Genomic DNA, 22378 nt, shown 5'->3' on the forward strand with positions numbered 1-22378 from the left:
AAGTAGAATTTTAAAATCCATTAAATTAATAATTATTTTAGATCCAATTTTAAATCATTCAATAACTGTTTTCAAATTTGATAAAAACTAAGATGAAAAACTAAGAATATTAATAAAATGAAATTTTAATCACTATTTTTAATGATGCTCACATCACTAAAAACGGTGAAGAAAATAATTTCAGATATAAAACTGAGGAACAATAGAATGATTATATCTATATATTTCTATTTTTTTATTTAATTTAAAATATCATTAATTATTAAATCTCGTTTAAAAGGTAAATAATGATCTGCATATTGTTTTAAATATTCCTTTTTTGCAGTTTTATTCCAAAACCTTGGCCTTTTGTTTAAGTCAGCAACAAGATCTGACAGATGATATACCAAATAATTTGTCTCTATATTAGTCAATTCGAAAAGATCTTTGCTGCCAATTTTTTTTAGACATAAACCACATTCTTTTTTGAGATCAAGTTTGTCAATATTTAAAAACTTGATATCTCTTTCGCTGGCAAATAAAATGGGTATTTCACTTTCGATTAAAAAATGGCGCAAATCAATCATAGCTTGATAACAGCCGTGTGTTATTTCAAATTTTTTTTTTGAAAATGTTAATGATAAAAACTCATGTTTTTCTCTTAAATAAAAATAATGACGAACCAATTCCAGTATTTTGGCATATTCACTGTCTATATGACTTACCCTAACGGCTAATTCAATCCTTTTAGGAAAAGACAATATCATATCGCTTGGTAAATCGTTATATAGATCATCACCGCAAGAAAGATTACCAACATTCATTTTGTTAATTGTTGAAATTGATCTTGTTGCGAAATCATAAAATTCAATTTGTTTTGATTTTTCTAAAAGTCCTTTTAGAGTAATTCCGGAATGTAAATACTGAATTATTGAAAATTTACTTACATCGAAGATTATTTTTCCTTCACCATTTTTCAGCAAAGCTTGAGCTGTAATTTTGTTTTTTTTAAAATTGATTTTGAAGATATCTCCATCGCAGTTTATTAAACAATATGTAGTTAGCATGATACGTTTTTATTATTATATATTAAGTTGGTACATCTTCAAAGTATTTTTTTTAAAAAAATAAACTTTTCAATATGTACTTCATATAAGTATTAATAAAAAGAATATTATGGGAGAAAATACAATGTTGGTGCAAATTACAGTTGCCGATTTAAAAAAGTTGATTGCTGAATCAGTAGAAGAGGCTCTTAAAAACAAGCCAAAAAAAGAAAAAAAGAAGAAAGAGGATAAGCTTTTAACAAGAAAGCAAGCGGCTAAACTACTTCAAGTTTCTTTAACGACTCTTTTCCATTGGAATAATAGTGGGGAATTACTTGCCCAAAAAATAGGGAGAAAGGTGTATTATCACAAGGATGAAATAATGAAAAAAATAGAACTTAATTGATTTGTTTAATGAAACCGGAATTATAAATTTCGGTTTTTTTATTAATGGTTTTTGTGAGTTTAACTCTTTCACTTACCATTTAATATTGGTTATTTAATAGGTAAAAATCTTGAATAGGAACTTATTCTAAATGGCAAGTTCAATATATCAAAATCAAAATTATCAATTTAGTACAATTAATACTTCTTTATTATTTATATATCAAATGTGTCCCAATTTTCTAATTCGTCTTTTATCATCATAAAAAGATAAAACACACACAACTTTCTTTTATACGGTTAATATAAAATAAGTGACCTAATAACAGAAAAGAAAGTACAAATGAAAATCAAATTGCCAAGTGCATTAATAGAATCGATAAATTTCTGCATATCCAATGAGAAAGAATTCGAACATATAAATATAAAGCAAAAACAAAAGTTAAATAGTAAACTAATCAATTTGTGGTATATAATTTTTTCTCATCAAGTTGATAATTTTGAAAAATCACTAAGACATTTTGTGAATATATCAAGAAATAGTTTTAAGCCTATAAAGTTTTATTATAAGCCTAAAACATACGAATATAATGAACTTCTAAACTTTTTGTCCAAATGGAAACTTATTGAAATTAACCATAAATATTGCAGTCCTAATAGTTCTAATTTAAGAAGTAATAATCATAGTCCTTTTTCAAAGTCATATAAAGTCAAAACAAATTTCCTTAGTCAAACTCAATTTACAGAAGTAGAAATTGATTTTGAAATCATTTTTCGCAACACAAAAAAGATGGAATTTTGGATTGATCTGTATCCTGAGTATAAGTCTTTAATTATTGATAGTTACAACACAACCATACAACTTGACGAATTCATTTCTTGGTTATATATGAATGAAGGAATGGAATTAAAAGGCAAATTGATTAATGGAGTGTTCATTCAAAGATTTCTTACACCAGATAGAATAATAAAGTATATAAATACAGCTCTGAAAATACAATATAAAAATCTATGGTTTAAAGTTTCCAAGGAAGGAAGGTTTTATAGTTCTTTCACTAACCTGCCATCGGTAACCTTGCCTTTTCTCCAGCTTTACAACGAAGAAATCATTGAATTAGATGTTGCCAACTGTCAGCCTCTTTTGTTAGCACATTTAATTGATAATGAAGAATATAAAAAAGATGTTGAAGAGGGGCTTTTTTATAGTAAAATGGCTTCCTTAATTGGCTGGACTACTGATAGATTTAAAATAATGTCATACAGATATTTGTTCTTTTCTAATAGGCCTTTGAAAGGAGGGTTGATTTATAAGGCTTTAAATCAGATGTATCCAAATTTAGTAGATCAGATTAATAATCTAAAAAAAGAGAATAAATTAGCTGTAATGTTGCAGAAAATAGAAAGCGAAATATTCGTTAAGAAGATTGGAGTTCTACCTTTCAAAAAAATAACACGTCACGATAGTGTCATGACGACAAGGGATAATTATGATGATTTAAAAAAAATAATTAGAGATGAATTCAGTAATCTGAATTTAAGTGTAACCTTAAAGTAATTAAAAACCATATAGCAAATTATATGCTATGCTACCATCTTTTTTACTTTCATTATTGTACCAGAGGATTTACCGGTAAGTTTCATTATGTTTCTAATCGATTGATTTCCTTTTAGATATTTAACAATGTCCCTGTTTTCATCGATAAATTTATCATCAGTTTTTTTGTAACCAACCTTTCGTCCTAATTTTCCACCTTCATTAATGAATTTTTCACGGCCAGAATTTAGACGTTCCTTAATCAAGCTTAATTCTAACGATGCGAAAGTGGAAGCTATACTAAGCATTATCTGAACCATTCCGTTAGGTTCTCCAGATGGTAGGAGTGTATGAAGTTTAAAGTTGTCAATAATGATGTTGATTTTGTTCTCGTTACATTTTTCCAAAAATAAAGCGAATGTTGAGATTTTACGAGATATCCTTGAAATTTCAATTGCAATAATATGCTTCACATTTTGTTTGATGGCATAATCTAATATCTCACCATTTACTTCATCATTTTTTGTTCCCGATTTGTAGTAAGTAAATTCTTTTACAATTTCGTATTGGCTACCATAATTTGAAATTAACTCTTTACTTTGACGACTAACATCTTGTTTGCTTTCATTAGTTGAACACCGGGCTATAATTACCGCTTTTTCCATACCGAAATTATTTATTGCCAGAAATTACAGCATTTTCGTGACTTCACAAAATAAATCAAAGACTAATATTGATACATTTTGAAATGTATTATTTTAAGTGTTGTAGATTTATTTTGATACAGTGTCAATTTGATACATTTTTTAAATATGAAGTGTCTAAAAGTTAAAGATTTAATTGATGTTAAAAAATAAAGCCTATCATTTGTTTGATAGGCTTTTTATTTAGTTTTCATAGCTTAGGTTTAAAAACATTTTGAATATAAGTGTGGTGAGACTTTGTTGAATATAGATTTTGCTAAATTCATATTGGATTTAGTTTCCAAAAGATTAAAGGCTAAATTTCCAAAAATAATATAGTCGTTAGAAATTTGAACACCATTATTTAAAATTTTATGCATTCCATAATATAGATCATATGCTGCAACAGATATAGGATGCGCTTCTACAAATTTGCCATTTTTGATACCATTAGTTCTTGTAGGAATGTTTTCGTATTGTTTAAATACATCTAATTGATTTAAAAGTTTAATCTCATCAATAGTTAAACCATATTTCTTCATTAATTGATTTGAGTCAATTTTAACTTTAGTAAGATTTTTTACTGAGCTTAAGTATTTTTTTTGGTTATAACCAAAACTGCTTTTTTGTTTATTCATATATTAATTGTTTTTTAATTTTTAATTAGTTTAAAATTTGATTTATTGTTGTAACTCTTATTCTTTGAGCTTCATCCATTTTTATCCACTCTCTGTATTCTTTTGTTTGTCTCATGCCCTTTGTAGAAAGTTTTATGTAATTTCCCGTTGCTCCTCCACGTGGGGCATCATTTCCTAAAATATAATCTATTTTTAATAACTTTAAATAGGCTGTAACTTCATCTTTCCTACAGTCCGTATAATATCCAAAACGCCTGTGTTTTTCGGTACTTGTTGGCCTAACAAGATTTCCATTTATCACATCAATTCCCATCCAGGAAAAATGACCATTCCCTCTTGCGGCCTCAATTCTTTTAATTATTGTTTCTTTCTTCATAATTTATATAGTTTTTCTTTTATCAATATTCTTCTTTTTCTCGTGTATTTTAACATCTTATTCTAAAATATCATCTATTGTATCATTCCTTTTCTTAGCAACATCCTCATTACCATTGTTATTTGGTCCTAAAATGTCATCAATAACTTTGTTTCGTTGTTCTGTTTTCCACCAGTGTAACATTTCAGCTAAAAATTTTTTATCGTCAATCTGATCAAGATCTGGTACGCCATTAATTTTTTCTTCTATACTCTTGTAAAGAAAATCTCTTAATGCATATCCATCACCGAACTCATCAACTACACTTTGCAGAACATATAAATTGATGGTCACCTTTTTATCAATTTTAGGCTTTCTTCCAACCCCTTTTTTGTTATTTTCCATAATAAAATTTTATGATGCAAATTTATATTAAAAATAAATACAAAACAAATATTTTTTATATTGTAAATAAATATTTTTTAAATATTATAAATACTATCATTCTATTGTTGTGCACTTTTTAAATTTTTGAAACCAATATTTCATAGAAATAAATTCATTTCAAGTGTTTTTCATAATATTAAAGAACACTGGAATAATTCCCTTTTTGATTGATCTTATATGTTTATATGAGGTTGCTTATTCTATTTGAATAATCTAAAAATTACCTATTCTGTTAAGTTGAATTTATCATATAAAAGCTAAAAAAATCACTGCACTAATTCTGCATAGTTAATTAATAAGTTTGTCTCATAATCTTAAAATATAAATTATGAACACAACTTCATCTTCCGTTCAATGTCCTAATTGTGGAAATTCTATCGATGTAAATGATATACTAAAGCATCAGATAGAAGATAGTTTACGTAAAGAATTTCAGCAAAAAGCAAATCAACAGGAAAAAGAACTAATCGCTAAAAAAGAAGCTCTTGAGTCTGCCAAAGCTGAATTCGAAATTCAAAAGCAAAAAGAAAACGAATTGTTTGCTGAACGTTTGGAAAAAGAAAAGAAAGAAGCTGAGAAAATTATAACTGAAAAACTGAAAGCAAAATTAGCTGATGAGCAAAAAGATCAGTTGGAACTTCTCAATAAAGAATTAGCAGAGAAATCTGAAAAACTTCGTGATCTGAATAAAATGACCGCAGAAATAGCAAAACTGGAGCGCGAAAAACTCGAAATGAAAGATACTTTGGAAGCTGCTGCCGAAAAGCAATTAAATGAAAAACTTACTTTGGAGCGTGATCGTATTCAGAAGTTGGAAAAAGAGAAAAGCGAATTGCGTGAAAAAGAATTGCTGAAACAAATAGAAGATCAGAAAAAACTAACTGAGGAGATGAAGCGCAAGCAGGAACAAGGTTCTATGCAAATGCAGGGAGAAGTACTGGAATTAGCTATTGAAGATTATCTATCAGCACAATTTCCATTAGATTTTATAGAGGAAATTAAAAAAGGAGTTTCAGGAGCCGATTGTTTGCAAACTGTAAATACACGTGAACAGCAAAATTGCGGAACCATTTATTACGAAAGTAAACGAACCAAAAGCTTCCAGCCGGCTTGGATTGAGAAATTCAAAAATGATATTCGGGAAAAGAAAGCCAATATTGGAGTATTAGTAACCGAAGTAATGCCTGCGGATATGGAAAGAATGGGTATGAAAGAAGGAATTTGGATTTGTACGTTTGAAGAATTTAAAGGATTGAGTGCCGTACTTCGACAATCGTTAATCCAAGTTAGTCAGGCGTTACAATCTCAAGAAAACAAAGGCGATAAAATGGAAATGTTGTATAATTTCTTGACCAGTAATGAATTTCGTTTGCGAATTGAAGGTATTGTAGAAGGTTTTTCGCAAATGCAATCCGATTTACAAAAAGAAAAAAACGCCATGCAACGCAGTTGGAAACAACGTGAAAAGCAAATTGAAAAGGTTATTGATAATACCATAGGTATGTACGGTTCCATTCAAGGTATTGCTGGAAACGCGATACAAAAAGTAAAAGCTTTAGAACTCGAAAATCAATTTGACTTATTGGAAGAATAAATCACTGCACTATTTCTGCATAGTTATAAAATAGCTTTGCTATATAATCATAAAGAAAAAGAAATCATGACAAACACAAGAGAACATTTAGCGAATTTCAACATTGCAGGACTAACATATTATGAAGCCACTCAATGTTTTGAGAATTTAAAGATAGGAACGAAACTTCAGTTAAAAGTAGAACAAGATAATAAGTTCGACGCCAGAGCCGTGGCTATTTATTTTGATGAGCACAAACTGGGTTTTGTTCCAAAATCTGAAAACAGAATCTTTTATAAGTTGCTAATTATGGGATACAATACTATCTTTGAAGCAAGCATTCAACAAATCGACCCAACTGAACACCCCGAATGCCAAATTCGAGTGGTAATACACTTATTAAAAAACAAAGATTTATAATGATTACAGGCGAATTAAAATCTCAAATAGACAAAATATGGAATGACTTCTGGACAGGAGGCATTTCCAACCCGTTAACAGTTATCGAACAGTTTACCTATCTTATTTTCTTAAAACAATTAGACGACCGTCAAATCCTGATTGAAAAGGAAATTGCTATGTTAGGCGGTACGCATAAAAAACCAATCTATACCGCCGAACAAAGAGAGTTACGTTGGTCGTATTTTAAAGATAAAGATCCGGAAGTAATGTTCGAATTGTTTACACGCCCGCAGAGACATTTGAATGATTTAACCGTTTTCGATTTTATGAAAACCCTTGGTGCCGACGGTGGTAAATTTACCGAATACATCAAAGGCGCAACTTTCATGATTGCTACATCTAAACTGTTAGACCGAGTTGTACAGCAAATAGACAAGTTGCCTTTGGACAACCGTGATACCAAAGGCGATTTATACGAATACATGTTAGGCAAAATTGCCGAAGCGGGAACCAACGGACAATTCCGTACCCCGCGACATATTATCCGTATGATGGTAGAGTTGACGCAACCGCAAAAAGAAGACACTATTTGTGACCCATCATTAGGAACAGCCGGTTTTTTGGTAGCTGCCGGACAATATTTGCACGACACACAACCGAATTGGTTTTTGGAGAAAGACTTTCGTGATCATTTCAATACCAATATGTTCAACGGACTGGAAATAGACCCTTCCATGATGCGTATTGCTTCTATGAACCTGCAATTGCACGGTATGGAAAATCCCAATTTAATTGGCGGTAGTGCTTTGGCAGAAAGCAACGACATCAGCGGGCAGTTTTCGTTAGTATTAGCAAATCCACCATTTAAAGGTGCTTTGGATTATGATGAGGTAGAAAGTAGCTTATTACAAGTTACCAAAACTAAGAAAACCGAATTATTGTTCCTGGCTTTAATTCTGCGCATGCTGAAATTGGGTGGAAGAGCGGCCGTTATTGTTCCGGATGGCGTCTTGTTCGGAAGTTCAGGCGCACATAAAAGTATCCGAAAAGAATTGGTGGAAAACCAACAGCTTCAAGGAGTGATTTCTATGCCGAGTGGTGTGTTCAAGCCTTATGCCGGCGTGAGTACTGCGATATTATTGTTTACTAAAACCAATAGTGGCGGTACCGATAAGGTTTGGTTTTACGACATGCAGGCCGATGGTTTTAGTTTAGACGACAAACGTAATTTATTAGTATCTGAAGATGCATTAGAGCAATGTTTTACCGAGCCGGAAAATATTTTGGATGAAGTAAAAGATAAATGTGATATTCCGAATATTTTACTGGATTATCATCGTATCTCAAATTCAGAAAATCAGGTTGAAGGTTTTTCAGATCGTACCCAAAAATCGTTTTTAGTTCCTAAAGCCGATATTGTAGCCAACGATTACGACTTGAGCATAAATCGTTATAAGGAAATGGTGTACGAAGAAGTACAGTATGAAAAACCACAAACCATTATTGCTGATATTAAAGAGATTGATGCCAAACGTAGAGAAGCCTTAGCCGATTTAGAAAAAATGTTAGGGTAATGGAGATGGTTAAATTACATGAACTTTGTAAAATGCAAAGTGGAGGAACTCCATCGAGAGGTAAATCTGAATTTTACAATGGAGGTACAATTCCGTGGTCTAAAATTAGCGACTTGGAAAAAAGTAACGACGGAAACATATACGAAACCGAAGAATACATAACCGCTGAGGGTTTGAAGTCTATCAATAATAGATTATTCAAAAAAGGCACACTTCTTTTAGCAATGTATGGTTCAGTTGGTAAGACAGCTATTGCAGAAATTGATTTATCAACAAATCAAGCTATTCTTGGAATTAATATAAAAGATGAATCTAAATTAGATATTAAATATCTGAGATTTTGGTTTACAACAATAAAAAACAGATTATTAAATCGAGCAGTTGGTGCTGCATTGCAAAATATTTCATTAGGAATAGTTAAAGAACTTGAAATCCCCCTCCCCGACCTCCTAACCCAACAAAAAATAGCCACCATTCTCGACAAAGCTAATGCACTGCGCCAATACAACAAACAACTTATTGAAAAATATGATACCTTAACGCAAAGTTTGTTTTTGGATATGTTTGGGGATCCGGTTAGAAATGAAAAATACTGGAAAACAAAAACCATTGAAGAACTGACCAAAAAAGAAAAAGGTTCTATTAAAAGAGGGCCTTTTGGTGGTGCATTAAAAAAGGAAATCTTTGTTGAAGAAGGTTATTTGGTTTATGAACAGTTTCATGCTTTAAACAATGATTTTTCTATGGCGAGATATTTCATAAATGAAGAGAAATTTAATGAATTAAAAGGATTTGAAGTAAAGCCTGGAGATATTATTATTAGTTGTTCAGGTGTTTATCTTGGTAAACTTGCTGTTATTCCAAAAAATGCAAAAAAAGGTATAATTAATCAAGCCCTATTAAAAGTAGCTTTAGATGAGACAATTATGAGAAATGACTTTTTCATTTTCCATTTTACACATAAAAATTTTAGAGAAAAATATTTTGATGCCAATAGAGGTGCTGGAATTCCAAATTTTCCACCAATGTCTGATTTTAAAAAGTTTCCTTTCATTTCACCTTCTATTGAACTTCAAAACCAATTCGCGGAAAGAGTACAACTAATTGAAACCCAAAAACAACAAGCGCAGGAAGCTTTGGGAAAAAGTGAGGCGTTGTTTCAGAGTTTGTTGCAACGTGCGTTTAAGGGGGAGTTAAATTAAAAACACAGCATGAACAATATCACATTAAAAGCCATCGGAGAGCCTGATTTTTTAAACAATCACTTTTTTATTCCATCCTATCAAAGAGGTTACCGCTGGACCCAAAAGGAAGTGATTAATCTACTTGAAGATATTCAGGAATTCCAAGAAAAGGAAAATAAAGAAAAAGGCGAGTTTTATTGCTTACAACCCATAGTGGTCATCAAAAAAAATGGTTACTATGAAGTCATTGATGGTCAACAACGCTTGACAACATTGTTCATTCTTTTGTCATGTTTAAAAGAAGAAAGAAAGCTAATGTTTAAATCAGATGCTTTATATACAATAGAGTATGAAACTCGCGAAAAAGAGGGTTGTAGTAGTAAAGAATTCTTAAACAATCTTGCAAATATTGAGGATCTGGATAAAACCAATTCCGATTTTTATCATATGAGCCAAGCTTACCTCACTATTAAAAATTGGTTTGCAAAAGGAGAAATAAATATTGTTGATTTTCTAAATACACTTTTAAAAACAAACAATAAAGAAGGTATAGACAGCGCTAATAACGTTCGTTTTATTTGGTATGAGGTGGTTGAGGAAATTAAAGATCCTATTGAAATTTTTACTCGCTTAAATATGGGCAAAATACCTTTAACTAATGCAGAACTTGTTAAAGCCTTGTTTTTTGTCACTAATAAAGAAGATCAAGAAAAACTAAGATATCAGCTACAAATGGGTTACGAATGGGATCAGATGGAAAATAACTTGCAGGATAAGAATTTCTGGTATTTTCTAACCTCAAAATCATATAAAGGCTCCAATCATATAGAGCTTATTTTTGATCTGATGGCTCATAAATATGCCAAATTAACATCAATAGATTCAAAACATAAAGACGATGATTTGTATACTTTTTATGTTTTTAATGAGTTGATAAATAACAAACTTGTTCCAGAAAAGAATCCCGGAACGGTTGAAGAGGCTAAGGAATATTTATGGGATAAAATAAAATCGCACTACCGTCAATTTATAGATTTTTATAATCATAACGAATATTATCATTTAATTGGTTACTTAATTCATTCTAATCATAAAAACAATATTTCAGATATTGTTTCTCTCGCTGCAAATGAAACTAAAACCAATTTTATAGAATCATTAAAAAAGAAGATTACTTCACAGTTTAGCTGTGAATTAAGTGAACTGTCTTATGAAGATAGTTATCATGAGACTCATAATGCTTTGTTGCTGTTTAATGTACTCACAACAATGAAAAGCAATTACAACCGATTCCCTTTCGAAAAATTTAAAGAAGAAAATTGGAGTTTGGAGCACATCCACGCACAAAATTCTGAGGATTTAAAAACAGAAAAACAAAGGCGTTATTTGTTAGAAGATCAAAAAAAATATTTTGAGAATACAGACAAAGTTGTTTTTGAAAATATCCTTCAGTTACTGCAAAAAAGGGAAATTAGTGATCAGGAATTTAATACGTTACAAAATGATTTGTTCTCCAAGTTTTCAGATATAAATGCAGAACATTCTATTCAAAACATGGCGTTACTAAGCAGGGATGATAATTCTTCTTTAAACAATAATATTTTTCCAATAAAAAAAGACAGAATTAAAGAGCTGGATGAAAAAGGTTCTTTTATTCCTATAGGAACCAAAAATGTTTTTATGAAATATTATTCCAAAAATGTAGAGCAAAATGTAAGCTGGAATCTTGAAGATCAAAACGCCTATTATCAGGAACTTGAAAAAATATTGACTGATTATTTACCTAAAAAAAATACCAATGAAAATTAGTTTTTGGAAGCTTATTTCTCAAAATAAAATCGAAATTCCAATTATTCAGCGTGATTATGCACAAGGCAGAAAAGAGGAAAGTAGAATAGCGAATGGTTTTATTGCAAAAATCAAGAGTAAAATACTTAAAAACGAAATATTAAATCTTGATTTCGTTTATGGGAAAACAAGCGAAAATAAGTTTATCCCATTAGATGGTCAGCAACGTTTAACAACATTATTTCTGCTTCATTGGTATATAGCAACAAAAGAAGGAAAAATAACTCAAGACGTTAAGGATGTCTTAGTTGGTTTTAGTTATGAGACAAGGGCAAGCTCACAAGATTTTTGTAAAAACTTAGTCTTGAAAGGGATTGTAGACTTTGATAAAATCAAAATTGTAAGTGATCAAATTGAAGATCAAAAATGGTTTTCATTGTCATGGAAATCTGATCCGACTATAAAAGCGATTTTGAATATGCTGGATATTATTCAAAACCAATTTTTAGATGTGGAAACTTCGCTTTTTGAAAACCTTATAGGTGAAAAATGCTCAATAACATTTAACTATCTGCCCTTAGATAAGTTTAAGTTAACTGATGAGCTTTATATAAAAATGAACTCCAGAGGAAAGCCATTAACTGAATTTGAAAACTTCAAAGCTAACTTTTCGTATTTTCTGCATGATGATGAAAAGTCCAAATTAGATAATGATTGGTACGACATTTTTTGGAAACTTGAAAGTTTGAATGAATCATTAGAAATTAAAAATATTGATAATCAATTTTATAATTTTTTCCATAATCTAACTCTTAATTTTTATGTGGAAAAAAATGATGCAGATAAAAGCTTTTTAGATAGTTATTATTTGTTTGAACATTATGAATCTGTTTATCATAACTCTAATTCATCAATAGCTCATATAAAAGAAATTTTAGATGCCTTAAGAACATACCCAGATGGCGAAAACTATTTCAAGGATTTTATTAAAAGTACCTCTATTTCTTATTGGGAAAGAGTTCGATTTTATGCTTTGACTAAATTTTTTATTAGTCAAGGAGAAATTAATCAAAGTAATAAGACCGTTTATGAAAATTGGATGCGTGTATGTTGTAACTTAATAAATAATACTCTAATTCAAAGCCCAACGGAATATTATACAGCCATAAGGTCAGTAAATCAATTAAGCAAAGGGTTGAATGATGTGTATAATTACATCCTTGGAAATAATTTTGTTTCTGGTTTTATAAAAAATCAGCAAGAAGAAGAACGAATTAAAGTAGAATTAATTCAGAAGCAAGATTTCGATTGGGAAAAAGAAATTCTAAAAATTGAAAAAAACTTATATTTCGACGGACAGATTGGCTTTATCTTAAATTACGCAAAAGTTAACGGAACGTATGACTTGGATACATTTAGGAATTACGCAAATAAATTAGATATTCTATTTACAAATTTTAAAGAAAATAATGAATTTCTTTTTCAAAGAGCATTATTGGCTTGTGGCAATTACATAGTTGACAATAAAACGTTCTGTAATTTTGAATTAGGACTTCGTGCAAAAAATGATAATTGGAGAAAAGTATTTAATGATGAGAATAAAACTTTGGTTTTAAAAACTTTATTGGATCATATTCAAATAGAAACAATTGAAGAAGATTTAAATATGATTATTAAAAATTATTCTGAAAACGATTGGAAAAATATTTTTATTAATAACAAGGAAATATTGCCATATTGTTGTAATTATCAAATTAAGATGAATTTTGAAAAAATTTATTTATCCAGAAGTCATGCAAACAATTGGAAACGTAAAGCAGAACTTTATACTTATGATTTTTTTACAACGATTATAAGAAATAAACCTATACAGCCTTTTACGAATAGTGATTATCATGAAACAGTAGATGAACCTTGTGCATTTTTAGATCAATGGACTTATAATAACAAACATAACTTTGCTTTGGATATTTTTATTTATGAGAATAGTTTTGTGTTAAGTTTTTTTGATAGAAATGAAAATGAATATCCAGAAACTTTAGTTGACTTGCTAAATAATTTAAGATTTGAACAAGAAGGCAATCGTTATTATTTAAATACAGGAATTAAAGAAAAAAATGCGGTAATAATCTTACTAAAGACAATTTGTTCTAAATTTGGAGAAATGAATTTAGTTCTAAGTTAAAAATGCAAACCAATTTTACGTTTCTCCAAAACGAATTTCCTGAAATATATCAGGAAATTATTGAAGCTGAAAAGAATACTTTTACAGCCCCACGTTATGCCGCAATGTTATGTAGGGTGGTTTTGGAAAAAACGGTTTTTTGGTTATACAAAAATGATGAAGATTTAGAACTTCCGTACGACACAAAGTTAGCGGCCTTACTTCATAACGATAGTTTTAAAGCCATTTTAAAACCAAGTATGTTGGTCGAGCTTAATGTTGTTAGACTTTATGGAAACAATGCTGCTCACGGTAAAAACGTAAAACAACTCGAAGCCTTACAATCGCTTAAAAATACTTTTAGGTTCCTTTCTTGGTTAAGTAAATATTACAGTGAGAACAATCCGGAAATTTTACCTTTTAATGAAGCGTTTATTCCGTATGGTGATATAAATGATAAAACGGTTAAAGAACTTGAATCGCTGTCGGGACAATTCGAAAAGGAAAGAGAGCAAACACGAAAACTCGAAAAAGAAAGACAACTTTTAGCAGAAGAAAACGATTTACTGCGTAAACAAATTGCCGAGCAAACACAATTAATTACAAGTCGTAAAGAGCAACGCGCTCAGGAATTTACTTTTGAAGAAGCGATTCCGAAATTAACGTCTGAACATCAAACTCGCAAAATTTTAATCGATTTATTACTCAAAGAAGCGGGTTGGGATACTTTGCGTGAAGGCAAAGAGATTGAATATGAAGTATCCGGAATGCCATTATCAACCAATGCTACCGGAAAAGGTTATGTAGATTATGTATTGTGGGATGATAACGGAAAACCATTAGCGGTGATAGAAGCTAAAAGTACGTTACACGATGCTCGCAAAGGGAAACACCAAGCCAGTCTATATGCAGATTGCTTAGAAAAAATGACAGGTCAGCGACCGATTATTTTTTATACCAATGGTTTTGAAACTCATTTGTGGGATGATACTTTCTATCCTGATCGATTAGTTCAAGGGTTTTATACGAAAGAGGAGTTGCAAATTTTAATTCGTCGCCGATACGAGCGACAGGATTTGCGCAATTTCTCAGTAAATACAAACATTGCTGGTAGAGCTTATCAATTAGAGGCGATTAAGCGTATTGCGGATACCTTAGTTACGACGAACAACGCTCAATTAAAAGGTAAACATCGTAAAGCACTTTTGGTAATGGCAACCGGTAGCGGTAAAACACGAACCGCTGCTGCCATAGTAGATATGTTTACTAAGTGCAATTGGGCTAAACGGATTTTGTTTTTAGCCGATAGAAATGCTTTGGTGACACAAGCCAAGAATGCCTTTAAAGAGCATTTACCGCATTTGTCAGCTATCGATTTAACCAAAGAGAAAGAAGATATAGGAACACGTGTGGTTTTTTCCACCTATCCAACCATCATGAATAAAATTGATAATCTGAAAAATGAAGACGAACGTTTTTACGGAATAGGTCATTTTGACGTAATTATCATTGATGAAGCGCATCGATCCGTGTACCAAAAGTATCAGGCAATTTTTGATTATTTTGACAGTATTCTCATTGGTTTAACAGCTACCCCTAAAAAAGATTTAGATAAAAACACCTATCTTCTTTTTGAAATAGAAGATGATAATCCAACTTTTGCTTACGAGCTCAATCAAGCCGTAGAAAGTAAATATTTAGTGCCGCCAAAAGCCTTTACTGTTCCGGTTAAGTTTCCTCGTGAAGGGGTAAAATATGCCGAATTAAGCGAAAAAGACAAACTCCATTACGAGGAATTGTTTGGTATTCAGCCCGATGAGTTGGAAACAGGTCTGCCTGATATCGATAAAAGCAAAGTCAATTCATTTTTGTTCAATAAAGATACGATAGATACGGTTTTAGATTATCTGATGACCAATGGGTTAAAGATTGAAGGAGGAGATAAACTTGGAAAATCAATCATTTTTGCTAAAAATCATAAACACGCAGTTTTTATAGAGGAGCGTTTTAATATAAATTATCCCGAATATGGAGGTACTTTTTTAAGGGTAATTGATAATTACGAAGACAAAGCACAAGATTTATTAGAGAAATTCTGTGCACACAAAGGAGATGAGATCGAACCGCAAATTGCTGTTTCTGTTGATATGATGGATACAGGTGTGGATGCACCACGCGTATTGAATTTAGTCTTCTTTAAGGAAGTGAAGTCCTATGCTAAATACTGGCAGATGATTGGAAGAGGAACTCGCTTATGTCCGGATATTTTCGGAAAAGGAAAAGATAAAGAGTTCTTTTTAATTTTTGACATTTGTGCCAATTTTGAATTTTTTGAAGAATTTCCAAACGGGCATACACCTGCTCCGGTAAAATCACTTTCACAGCAACTTTTCGAAACGAAATTGGAGGTTGTGGTCACGATTCTGAACAATCAGGAACCAAATAATGAGGATGAGGAATTAGGTTTGCAATATACAGAAGATTTGTTTCAAAGTATTGTAAACTTGGATGAAGACCGATTTGAAGTCAGAAAACATTGGGAATTCGTAAAAAAGTACAAGAATAGAAAGTCTTGGGATACTATTACACAATCCGATGTTTTGGACATGCATAAACACTTGTCGCATCTTGTCGCATACAATGAAGATACAGACGAATTGGCAAAACGATTCGATGTATTAGTATATCGCTTACAACTGGCATTGCTGAACAATTCAAAATCTCAGGTTAATTATATTCAAAATATTAGTAATATAGGTCAACTGTTATTTGTGAAGCGAAATATTCCGGCTGTTCATCAAAAAATCGAGGTAATTAATGCAGTAAAATCACCTGAGTTTTGGAAAACCATTTCATTGCCACGATTGGAAAAAATCCGAGAAGATATAAGAAGCCTTGTACATTTTTTAAAAGACGAAAACAAGGAAACGCCAGTCTATTCTGAATTTGATGATGAATTTTTTGAAGCCAATGTCACTGAAAAAGATATTCTGGGTAGTTACACCAATTTACAAAGTTATAAAGATCGAGTGGAAGCTTTTATCAGAAAGAATAAATCACATTTGGTAATAGACAAACTTTACAAAAATATTCCAATCACACCAAAGGAGTTAGAACTTTTAGAGCATTTTCTAATGAAAGAAGCCTTAGAAAGTAAAGACCGTTTCGAAAAAGAATACGGTAACCTTTCTTTAGGAATTTTTATTCGAAAAATTATTGGATTAGATATCGAAGCCGCAAACAAACACTTTTCAACTTTTATACAATTAGAAAATTTGACGCCCAATCAAATTACGTTTGTCCAAAAAATAATTAATTATTTAAATATCAACGGTGTATTGGAAAAACAAATGCTAACACAATCACCTTTTACAGATCAAAACGATGAAGGAATTATGGGTGTTTTTAATGACGAAGACAATAAGATCTTTAAAGTGATACAGTTAATAGAAGAAGTCAATAAAAATGCAGGTATCGCTTAGTATTGCTTCATGGCATAAGCCAATCGTTCTTGTATCTTTTTAGATAATGTACTTGGAGCAATTACTTTTACACTATCGCCATAGCTTAATATCAACCGTTCAAGTTCATAGTTGAGCAGTACTTTTATTTTAACTTCAAAAATATTTTCATCTAACCATTTGTGTTTTTGTGTTTCATGTAAGGATTTATTCTCCATGTACTTTCCAGTCAAAGAATTAAAATGTAAAATAACTTCTTCAATAGCCGAATTTTCAGGTTTGCTCACCCCGATCATATCTGAAAAATAGTCTTGCCAATCTATTGTGCTGGCTATGAACTTAATATCTGTATTGATAATTTTTATGATTCTGTCTATAGCAACATTCCAATCAGGTTTACCAGTTGTCTGATGTAATCCAAATAAAAACCATCTGTTGTTGTATTCTTTCAGATAATGAGGATGAAATTGGAAAGAATAAGGAGCTTCTGTTTTAAAATCTTTATATGTAATTTCTAAAGGAAGTTTGTTCTGAACTGCGTGATATAATTGGCTAAAAAACTCAATTCCTTTTAAATCTTGACTACTGTCAAAACCAATAAATGGAGTTTCATTAGTGGTTAGTTTTAAACCAGTTTTTAATTTGGCGATTATCTCCTGAATACCTTCAAATTGTGGCATGCCTTCAAATTGCGATAAAACTTGAATAGCAGATTGGAACTGATCTATTTCTACCTCATTCAAAGGTGCATTAAGTATAGAGAAATTCAAATCTTCGTAACGATAAATACGTTTTTTTCCTTCGAACAATTCGCTTAATTCGATAGACCAACCTTCATTGCTTCTCATAAAAGCAATGTCATCTTGTAATTGACGTAACTTAATGCATTGCTTTTCATCATTTGAAATTTCATAAAGTTTATCATTTACTGTTTGCAGCAATTGATCAATTGTGAATTTTTTAAAAGGATTTCGAAAACACCCATCTAAAATTTTATAGCGAATAAGTGGATTTTTAGTGATGGCCATTGATTGATAAAGTAATTTTTAAGAATTCTCTAAAGATATTTATTAACTCGAGAAGTTTATTAATTAAGCATAATATTTCAGTTTCTTTTTTAACTGCCATATTTTGTCGGAGTAAAAAACTACCTTAGCCAAACATAAACTTCAAAATATGGCCAAAGTAGGATTTTACAAAAGATATTTATACATCATTGACCGGTTACAATCGGTACCAAGCAATTTTCAGGAATTACAAGAGTATGTAATGAATCGTTTGGAACGGGATGATTTAGGAAGAGATTTCGATTTTTCCATTAGAACTTTCGACAGAGATAAAAAGGATATTTTCGACCTATTCGGCATTCTGATTCAGTATAACAGAAAGGATAAAGTCTATTATATTGAAGATGAAATTGAAGATACCTCTGCTTCCAGAATGGTGGAGGCGTTTTCGATTCATCAAGCACTTAAAGAAGGAAATAAAATTACCCCAAGTATTTATTTGGAAAGCCGAAAATCCTCAGGAACCAACCTGATAAACGGGATTTTATACGCTATTCAAAATAATTTGCAAATCACCTTTACCCATACCAAGTTTTGGGATGTTGAAACAACGCAAAGAACGGTAAAACCCATCGCGATTAAGGAGTCACAACACCGTTGGTATTTGATTGCTTTCGATAACAAAGATGGGAACATCAAAAATTTTGGTTTTGACCGAATATCTAACTTGAGAATTTCTGACACCAAATTCAAAACAATACTCTTTGATGTTGAAAAAGAATACCGTCATGCTTTTGGAGTGGAAACTTATGCTCCGGCTCAAAAAGTGGTGCTTGAATTTACATGGCAACAAGGAAATTATATAAAATCGTTTCCATTACACAGTTCTCAAAAAGTGTTATCGGATACTGATAACGCATTATTGGTTGAATTGTTTATTCATCCTACAAATGATTTAATTATGGAATTAATGAGATTCGGGGCTGAGGTTAAAGTGCTTGAACCGGAAATGTTACGAAATACGATCAGAGATCGGGTGTCAGAGATGATAAAACTATATTCTTAATGAATTCTTTCACAGCCATAGATTTTGAAACAGCCCAAGGTTACCGCTGGAGTATCTGCCAAGTAGGTTTGGTGAGGGTTGAAAATGGAATCATTACCAAAGAACTGGATATTTTAGTACAACCTCCGGATAATTATTATTGGTATAACTTTACCAAAATTCACGGAATTTCAGCAAGAGATACTGTTTCATCACCAACATTTAATCAGATTTGGAATCAGATTGCGCCTTATATTATTAATCAAAACGTGATTGCTCACAACGGTTTTGGTTTTGATTTTCCGGTATTGAACAAAACACTGGAATATTATGGGATGAATGTCCCAGAATACAACAAGTTTTGCACTTACAAAATGTATAAAGATAACTTAGCTTCTCTTTGTAGAAAATATAATATTGAACTAAATCATCATGATGCGTTAAGTGACGCAAAGGCTTGTGCTGAATTATTTTTACTACATTTAGAAACAAAATAAACAATATAAAAATGAACAAAGAAGCAATTTTAGAGGAATTAAGGCTTGATTTAGAGGAAGGAGCTTTTAGTTCTTTCATTTCAAACTTTGAAGAAGCAAAAAAAATATTTTCTAAAAGTGAATTAGCTACCGAGCTGGCGCAATTAATTTCAAATAACTATACATCCTTTAAAGAAGATGCTATGGATTATTGTTTAGGTATAATTCTTAAATCTGATTATGAATTAGGAGTAATTGATGGCGATAAAAACCCTTTTTTCCAATTAGCAGTTATGAAAGGTTCAATGAAATTGTTACAATGTCTTTTTGAAGAAAGTTATTCAGTTTATTATAAAAGTATTGACGAAGATCAGCAATTTGATTTTAATGCGAATTTGAGTTTAGCAGCGCATGAAATAAATGATGAAATTATGAGTCAGAGTCAAAAAATCTATAAAGGATTACATTATAATGGTGGTTTTCTCGACAATGGTAAAGTTGTTTTGAATACAGAAGATTATGGAATTATGAATAATATAACTGAATTATATAATGCTATAATCGGTAGAAATGAAATAATTGAATATTTAGATACTTTGTAGTTTGTAAAATATCAAGCTTATATTAAAACGACATTCTTTGGCAGAGTGTCGTTTTAGTTTTGTTTCATACTTAAATCAATAGGCTATGAAAACAAAAGGAATGACAATTTTAAAGGCTTTGGAGAATATTCATTATACTTCAAAAGATTCAAAGTTAAAATTAGAGAACTATGAAAAAGTGCAAAGTGAAATTGCTCTTGTGTCAGATTATTTTAAACTAAATGAAATACAAAGTATTTTATTGGCAAGTTTTATAGGTCTTTCATGTTTAGATGAAATCGAACTTATTGAGGTTATAAAGTATTTTGAATTGGAAAAAATAGAGTTTCTTCAGTACACTCATCATTTAGTGACACTGCAAGAAAAAAATATATTAAGCAAAAAGAACTTCCGCAATCTTTCAAGAGAAGATTATTTTTTACCATCCCATTTATTGGAATTCATTTTGGAAAATAAACCAATTCCACCACACTTAATCGAAATTCAATCAAAGGAAGATACATTTAATGAATTTCTTGCAGATATGGATAAATTAAGCAATAAAAAGGACAATAACGAAATTGACTATCGCTATTTTAAACATCAGTTTAATAAGTTATTAATAAGTAATCAAAAATATAAATTGGTGAATTATGCATTAAATAATTTAGAAGCAATCGACTCTTTTGTTTTTTTTGATGTGATACTCGACGCTATAAATGCTGGCGATAACAATTTTAATTCCGGACTACAATCAACCGTAAATGATTTCACTAATCGTAATCGAGATACTTTTGATTATATAAGCAAATTTTTAGAAGGCAAAACGAAATTGAATACCTTGAATCTAATTGAAAAAAATAATGCCGAATTTTCAAATCAACATAAAATTAGACTTACTCAAAAAGCTATAAATATGTTGTATAATATGGAGGGGATAAAGTTTGATTATGCAGATAATAATAATCAAAAATTATTATATCCAGAAAAAATTCATAAGACCAATTTGTATTATAATAGGTCAGAAAAATTGCAATTAGAACCAGTTTTCAAAAGCATGTCTCATAAAGCTTTTAGTTTAATGCAAAAAAAATTAAACGAAAATAAAATGCCATCTGGTTTAACAGTACTCTTATATGGCGAACCAGGAACAGGTAAAACAGAAACGGTTTACCAATTAGCAAAAAAATACAACCGTCCCGTTTTTAAAGTCGAAATTTCAGAAACGAAATCCATGTGGTTTGGTGAAAGTCAAAAACTGGTAAAAAAGATATTTACCGATTATTATGAATTTAAAAAAAAGGAAAAAGTTTGTCCTATTTTACTTTTTAACGAGGCGGATGCGGTTATTGGTAAAAGAAAAAGTGCAGGTGCTTCCTCAGTTGCGGATACTGAAAATGCCATACAAAATATACTCTTGGAAGAATTAGAAAATTTCGACGGTATTATGTTTGCTACATCAAATTTGGTGGACAATTTGGACAGAGCATTTGAAAGAAGATTTCTTTTTAAAGTACAATTTGATGTTCCGGGTATTGATATTGCAGCAAAAATTTGGAAATCAAAATTATCATGGCTTTCCATAAAGCAAGCAAAAAAATTAGCAGAACAATTTCAGTTTTCGGGTGGAGAAATGGAAAATATAACTCGGAAGTGTATTATGACGGAAGTGGTTACTGGCTCCAAAATATCATTTGATGAGATTGTCTCATTTTGTGAAAATGAAAAATGGGATAAAAAAACAAAAACCGTAAAAATTGGGTTTTAACTGCCACTTATTGGCGGTGTCTCACTATAGATTTGAAACATAATTTTAAATTCAAAAATATGGGACAAATGGTCGCACACCAAGGAGAATTATTACGCATTAATCCTTCAAAAAATTGTATTGAATATTCTAAAAACGACGGCAGATCATGGCATTCCAGATCCTCAAAATCATCAATTTTTGAATTCATTGATTTAATGGAAAACGGTAATGAACTTTTAGCAACAACTACAAAAGGAACCTATTATTCCAAAAACAAAGGGGCTTCCTGGCATAAACGTTAGATATT

The 22378-nt window shown here is 30.9% G+C and carries 20 protein-coding genes; 14 read left to right on the forward strand and 6 right to left on the reverse strand.

Going from position 1 to position 22378, the window contains the following annotated elements; all coding sequences use genetic code 11:
* Positions 1 to 239: 239 nt before the first annotated feature.
* On the reverse strand, positions 240 to 1046 hold the full coding sequence (locus ACFO7M_RS13305; protein ID WP_379736145.1) for a hypothetical protein: 807 nt from the start codon (positions 1044 to 1046) through the stop codon (positions 240 to 242).
* Between the two features lie 109 nt (positions 1047 to 1155).
* Here ACFO7M_RS13305 and ACFO7M_RS13310 point away from each other — a divergent pair, with 109 nt between their 5' ends.
* The gene (locus tag ACFO7M_RS13310) at positions 1156 to 1431 is read left to right on the forward strand and encodes a helix-turn-helix domain-containing protein (protein ID WP_379736147.1); all 276 of its coding nucleotides are present in this window, start codon (positions 1156 to 1158) and stop codon (positions 1429 to 1431) included.
* A gap of 321 nt (positions 1432 to 1752) precedes the next feature.
* On the forward strand, positions 1753 to 2964 hold the full coding sequence (locus tag ACFO7M_RS13315; RefSeq protein WP_379736148.1) for a hypothetical protein: 1212 nt from the start codon (positions 1753 to 1755) through the stop codon (positions 2962 to 2964).
* 26 nt (positions 2965 to 2990) lie between these two features.
* Here the strand turns inward: ACFO7M_RS13315 and ACFO7M_RS13320 are convergent, their stop codons facing one another.
* The 4 genes from ACFO7M_RS13320 to ACFO7M_RS13335 form a co-directional block, all read right to left on the reverse strand.
* The gene (locus tag ACFO7M_RS13320; RefSeq protein WP_379736150.1) at positions 2991 to 3608 is read right to left on the reverse strand and encodes a recombinase family protein; all 618 of its coding nucleotides are present in this window, start codon (positions 3606 to 3608) and stop codon (positions 2991 to 2993) included.
* A gap of 242 nt (positions 3609 to 3850) precedes the next feature.
* Positions 3851 to 4264 (reverse strand): hypothetical protein, encoded by a 414-nt coding sequence (locus ACFO7M_RS13325; RefSeq protein WP_379736152.1) that lies wholly within the window; start codon positions 4262 to 4264, stop codon positions 3851 to 3853.
* Between the two features lie 25 nt (positions 4265 to 4289).
* Entirely contained in the window at positions 4290 to 4640 is a 351-nt protein-coding gene (locus tag ACFO7M_RS13330) for a hypothetical protein (protein WP_379736154.1), read from the reverse strand.
* 57 nt (positions 4641 to 4697) lie between these two features.
* Positions 4698 to 5024, reverse strand: coding sequence for a hypothetical protein (locus tag ACFO7M_RS13335; protein WP_379736156.1), 327 nt, complete (start codon positions 5022 to 5024; stop codon positions 4698 to 4700).
* 370 nt (positions 5025 to 5394) lie between these two features.
* Here ACFO7M_RS13335 and ACFO7M_RS13340 point away from each other — a divergent pair, with 370 nt between their 5' ends.
* From ACFO7M_RS13340 to ACFO7M_RS13370, 7 genes are all read left to right on the forward strand, one after another.
* On the forward strand, positions 5395 to 6660 hold the full coding sequence (locus ACFO7M_RS13340; RefSeq protein WP_379736158.1) for a DUF2130 domain-containing protein: 1266 nt from the start codon (positions 5395 to 5397) through the stop codon (positions 6658 to 6660).
* Positions 6661 to 6726: 66 nt separating this feature from the next.
* A complete protein-coding gene (locus tag ACFO7M_RS13345) occupies positions 6727 to 7059 on the forward strand; it encodes an HIRAN domain-containing protein (RefSeq protein WP_379736160.1) in 333 nt (110 codons plus the stop codon).
* On the forward strand, positions 7059 to 8615 hold the full coding sequence (locus ACFO7M_RS13350) for an N-6 DNA methylase (RefSeq protein WP_379736162.1): 1557 nt from the start codon (positions 7059 to 7061) through the stop codon (positions 8613 to 8615). The genes ACFO7M_RS13345 and ACFO7M_RS13350 overlap by 1 nt, the downstream gene beginning before the upstream one ends.
* Positions 8615 to 9817 carry a restriction endonuclease subunit S gene (locus ACFO7M_RS13355; protein ID WP_379736165.1) on the forward strand — a complete coding sequence of 401 codons (1203 nt, stop codon included), beginning with the start codon at positions 8615 to 8617 and terminating at the stop codon, positions 9815 to 9817. Before ACFO7M_RS13350 ends, ACFO7M_RS13355 begins: the two co-directional genes overlap by 1 nt.
* A 9-nt stretch (positions 9818 to 9826) precedes the next feature.
* The gene (locus ACFO7M_RS13360) at positions 9827 to 11608 is read left to right on the forward strand and encodes a DUF262 domain-containing protein (RefSeq protein ID WP_379736167.1); all 1782 of its coding nucleotides are present in this window, start codon (positions 9827 to 9829) and stop codon (positions 11606 to 11608) included.
* A complete protein-coding gene (locus ACFO7M_RS13365) occupies positions 11598 to 13772 on the forward strand; it encodes a GmrSD restriction endonuclease domain-containing protein (RefSeq protein ID WP_379736168.1) in 2175 nt (724 codons plus the stop codon). The genes ACFO7M_RS13360 and ACFO7M_RS13365 overlap by 11 nt, the downstream gene beginning before the upstream one ends.
* A gap of 2 nt (positions 13773 to 13774) precedes the next feature.
* On the forward strand, positions 13775 to 17233 hold the full coding sequence (locus ACFO7M_RS13370; protein WP_379736170.1) for a DEAD/DEAH box helicase family protein: 3459 nt from the start codon (positions 13775 to 13777) through the stop codon (positions 17231 to 17233).
* On the opposite strand, the gene ACFO7M_RS13375 is transcribed toward ACFO7M_RS13370, so the two are convergent.
* Positions 17230 to 18240 carry a helix-turn-helix transcriptional regulator gene (locus tag ACFO7M_RS13375; RefSeq protein WP_379736172.1) on the reverse strand — a complete coding sequence of 337 codons (1011 nt, stop codon included), beginning with the start codon at positions 18238 to 18240 and terminating at the stop codon, positions 17230 to 17232. The genes ACFO7M_RS13370 and ACFO7M_RS13375 overlap by 4 nt on opposite strands.
* Positions 18241 to 18388: 148 nt before the next feature.
* Between ACFO7M_RS13375 and ACFO7M_RS13380 the strand changes: the two genes are divergently transcribed.
* The 5 genes from ACFO7M_RS13380 to ACFO7M_RS13400 all read left to right on the forward strand — a co-directional run bounded on the left by ACFO7M_RS13380 (position 18389) and on the right by ACFO7M_RS13400 (position 22373).
* Entirely contained in the window at positions 18389 to 19285 is an 897-nt protein-coding gene (locus ACFO7M_RS13380) for a helix-turn-helix transcriptional regulator (RefSeq protein ID WP_379736174.1), read from the forward strand.
* Positions 19285 to 19761, forward strand: a complete 477-nt coding sequence (locus ACFO7M_RS13385; RefSeq protein WP_379736175.1) for a 3'-5' exonuclease — start codon at positions 19285 to 19287, stop codon at positions 19759 to 19761. Before ACFO7M_RS13380 ends, ACFO7M_RS13385 begins: the two co-directional genes overlap by 1 nt.
* A gap of 11 nt (positions 19762 to 19772) precedes the next feature.
* Positions 19773 to 20342 carry a hypothetical protein gene (locus ACFO7M_RS13390; RefSeq protein WP_379736177.1) on the forward strand — a complete coding sequence of 190 codons (570 nt, stop codon included), beginning with the start codon at positions 19773 to 19775 and terminating at the stop codon, positions 20340 to 20342.
* A gap of 85 nt (positions 20343 to 20427) precedes the next feature.
* A complete protein-coding gene (locus ACFO7M_RS13395; protein WP_379736178.1) occupies positions 20428 to 22089 on the forward strand; it encodes an ATP-binding protein in 1662 nt (553 codons plus the stop codon).
* Positions 22090 to 22148: 59 nt separating this feature from the next.
* Positions 22149 to 22373 (forward strand): hypothetical protein, encoded by a 225-nt coding sequence (locus ACFO7M_RS13400; RefSeq protein WP_379736180.1) that lies wholly within the window; start codon positions 22149 to 22151, stop codon positions 22371 to 22373.
* Positions 22374 to 22378: the final 5 nt, after the last annotated feature.

This window comes from Flavobacterium sp. GCM10023249, from assembly GCF_042653365.1.
Classification (GTDB): Bacteria; Bacteroidota; Bacteroidia; order Flavobacteriales; family Flavobacteriaceae; genus Flavobacterium.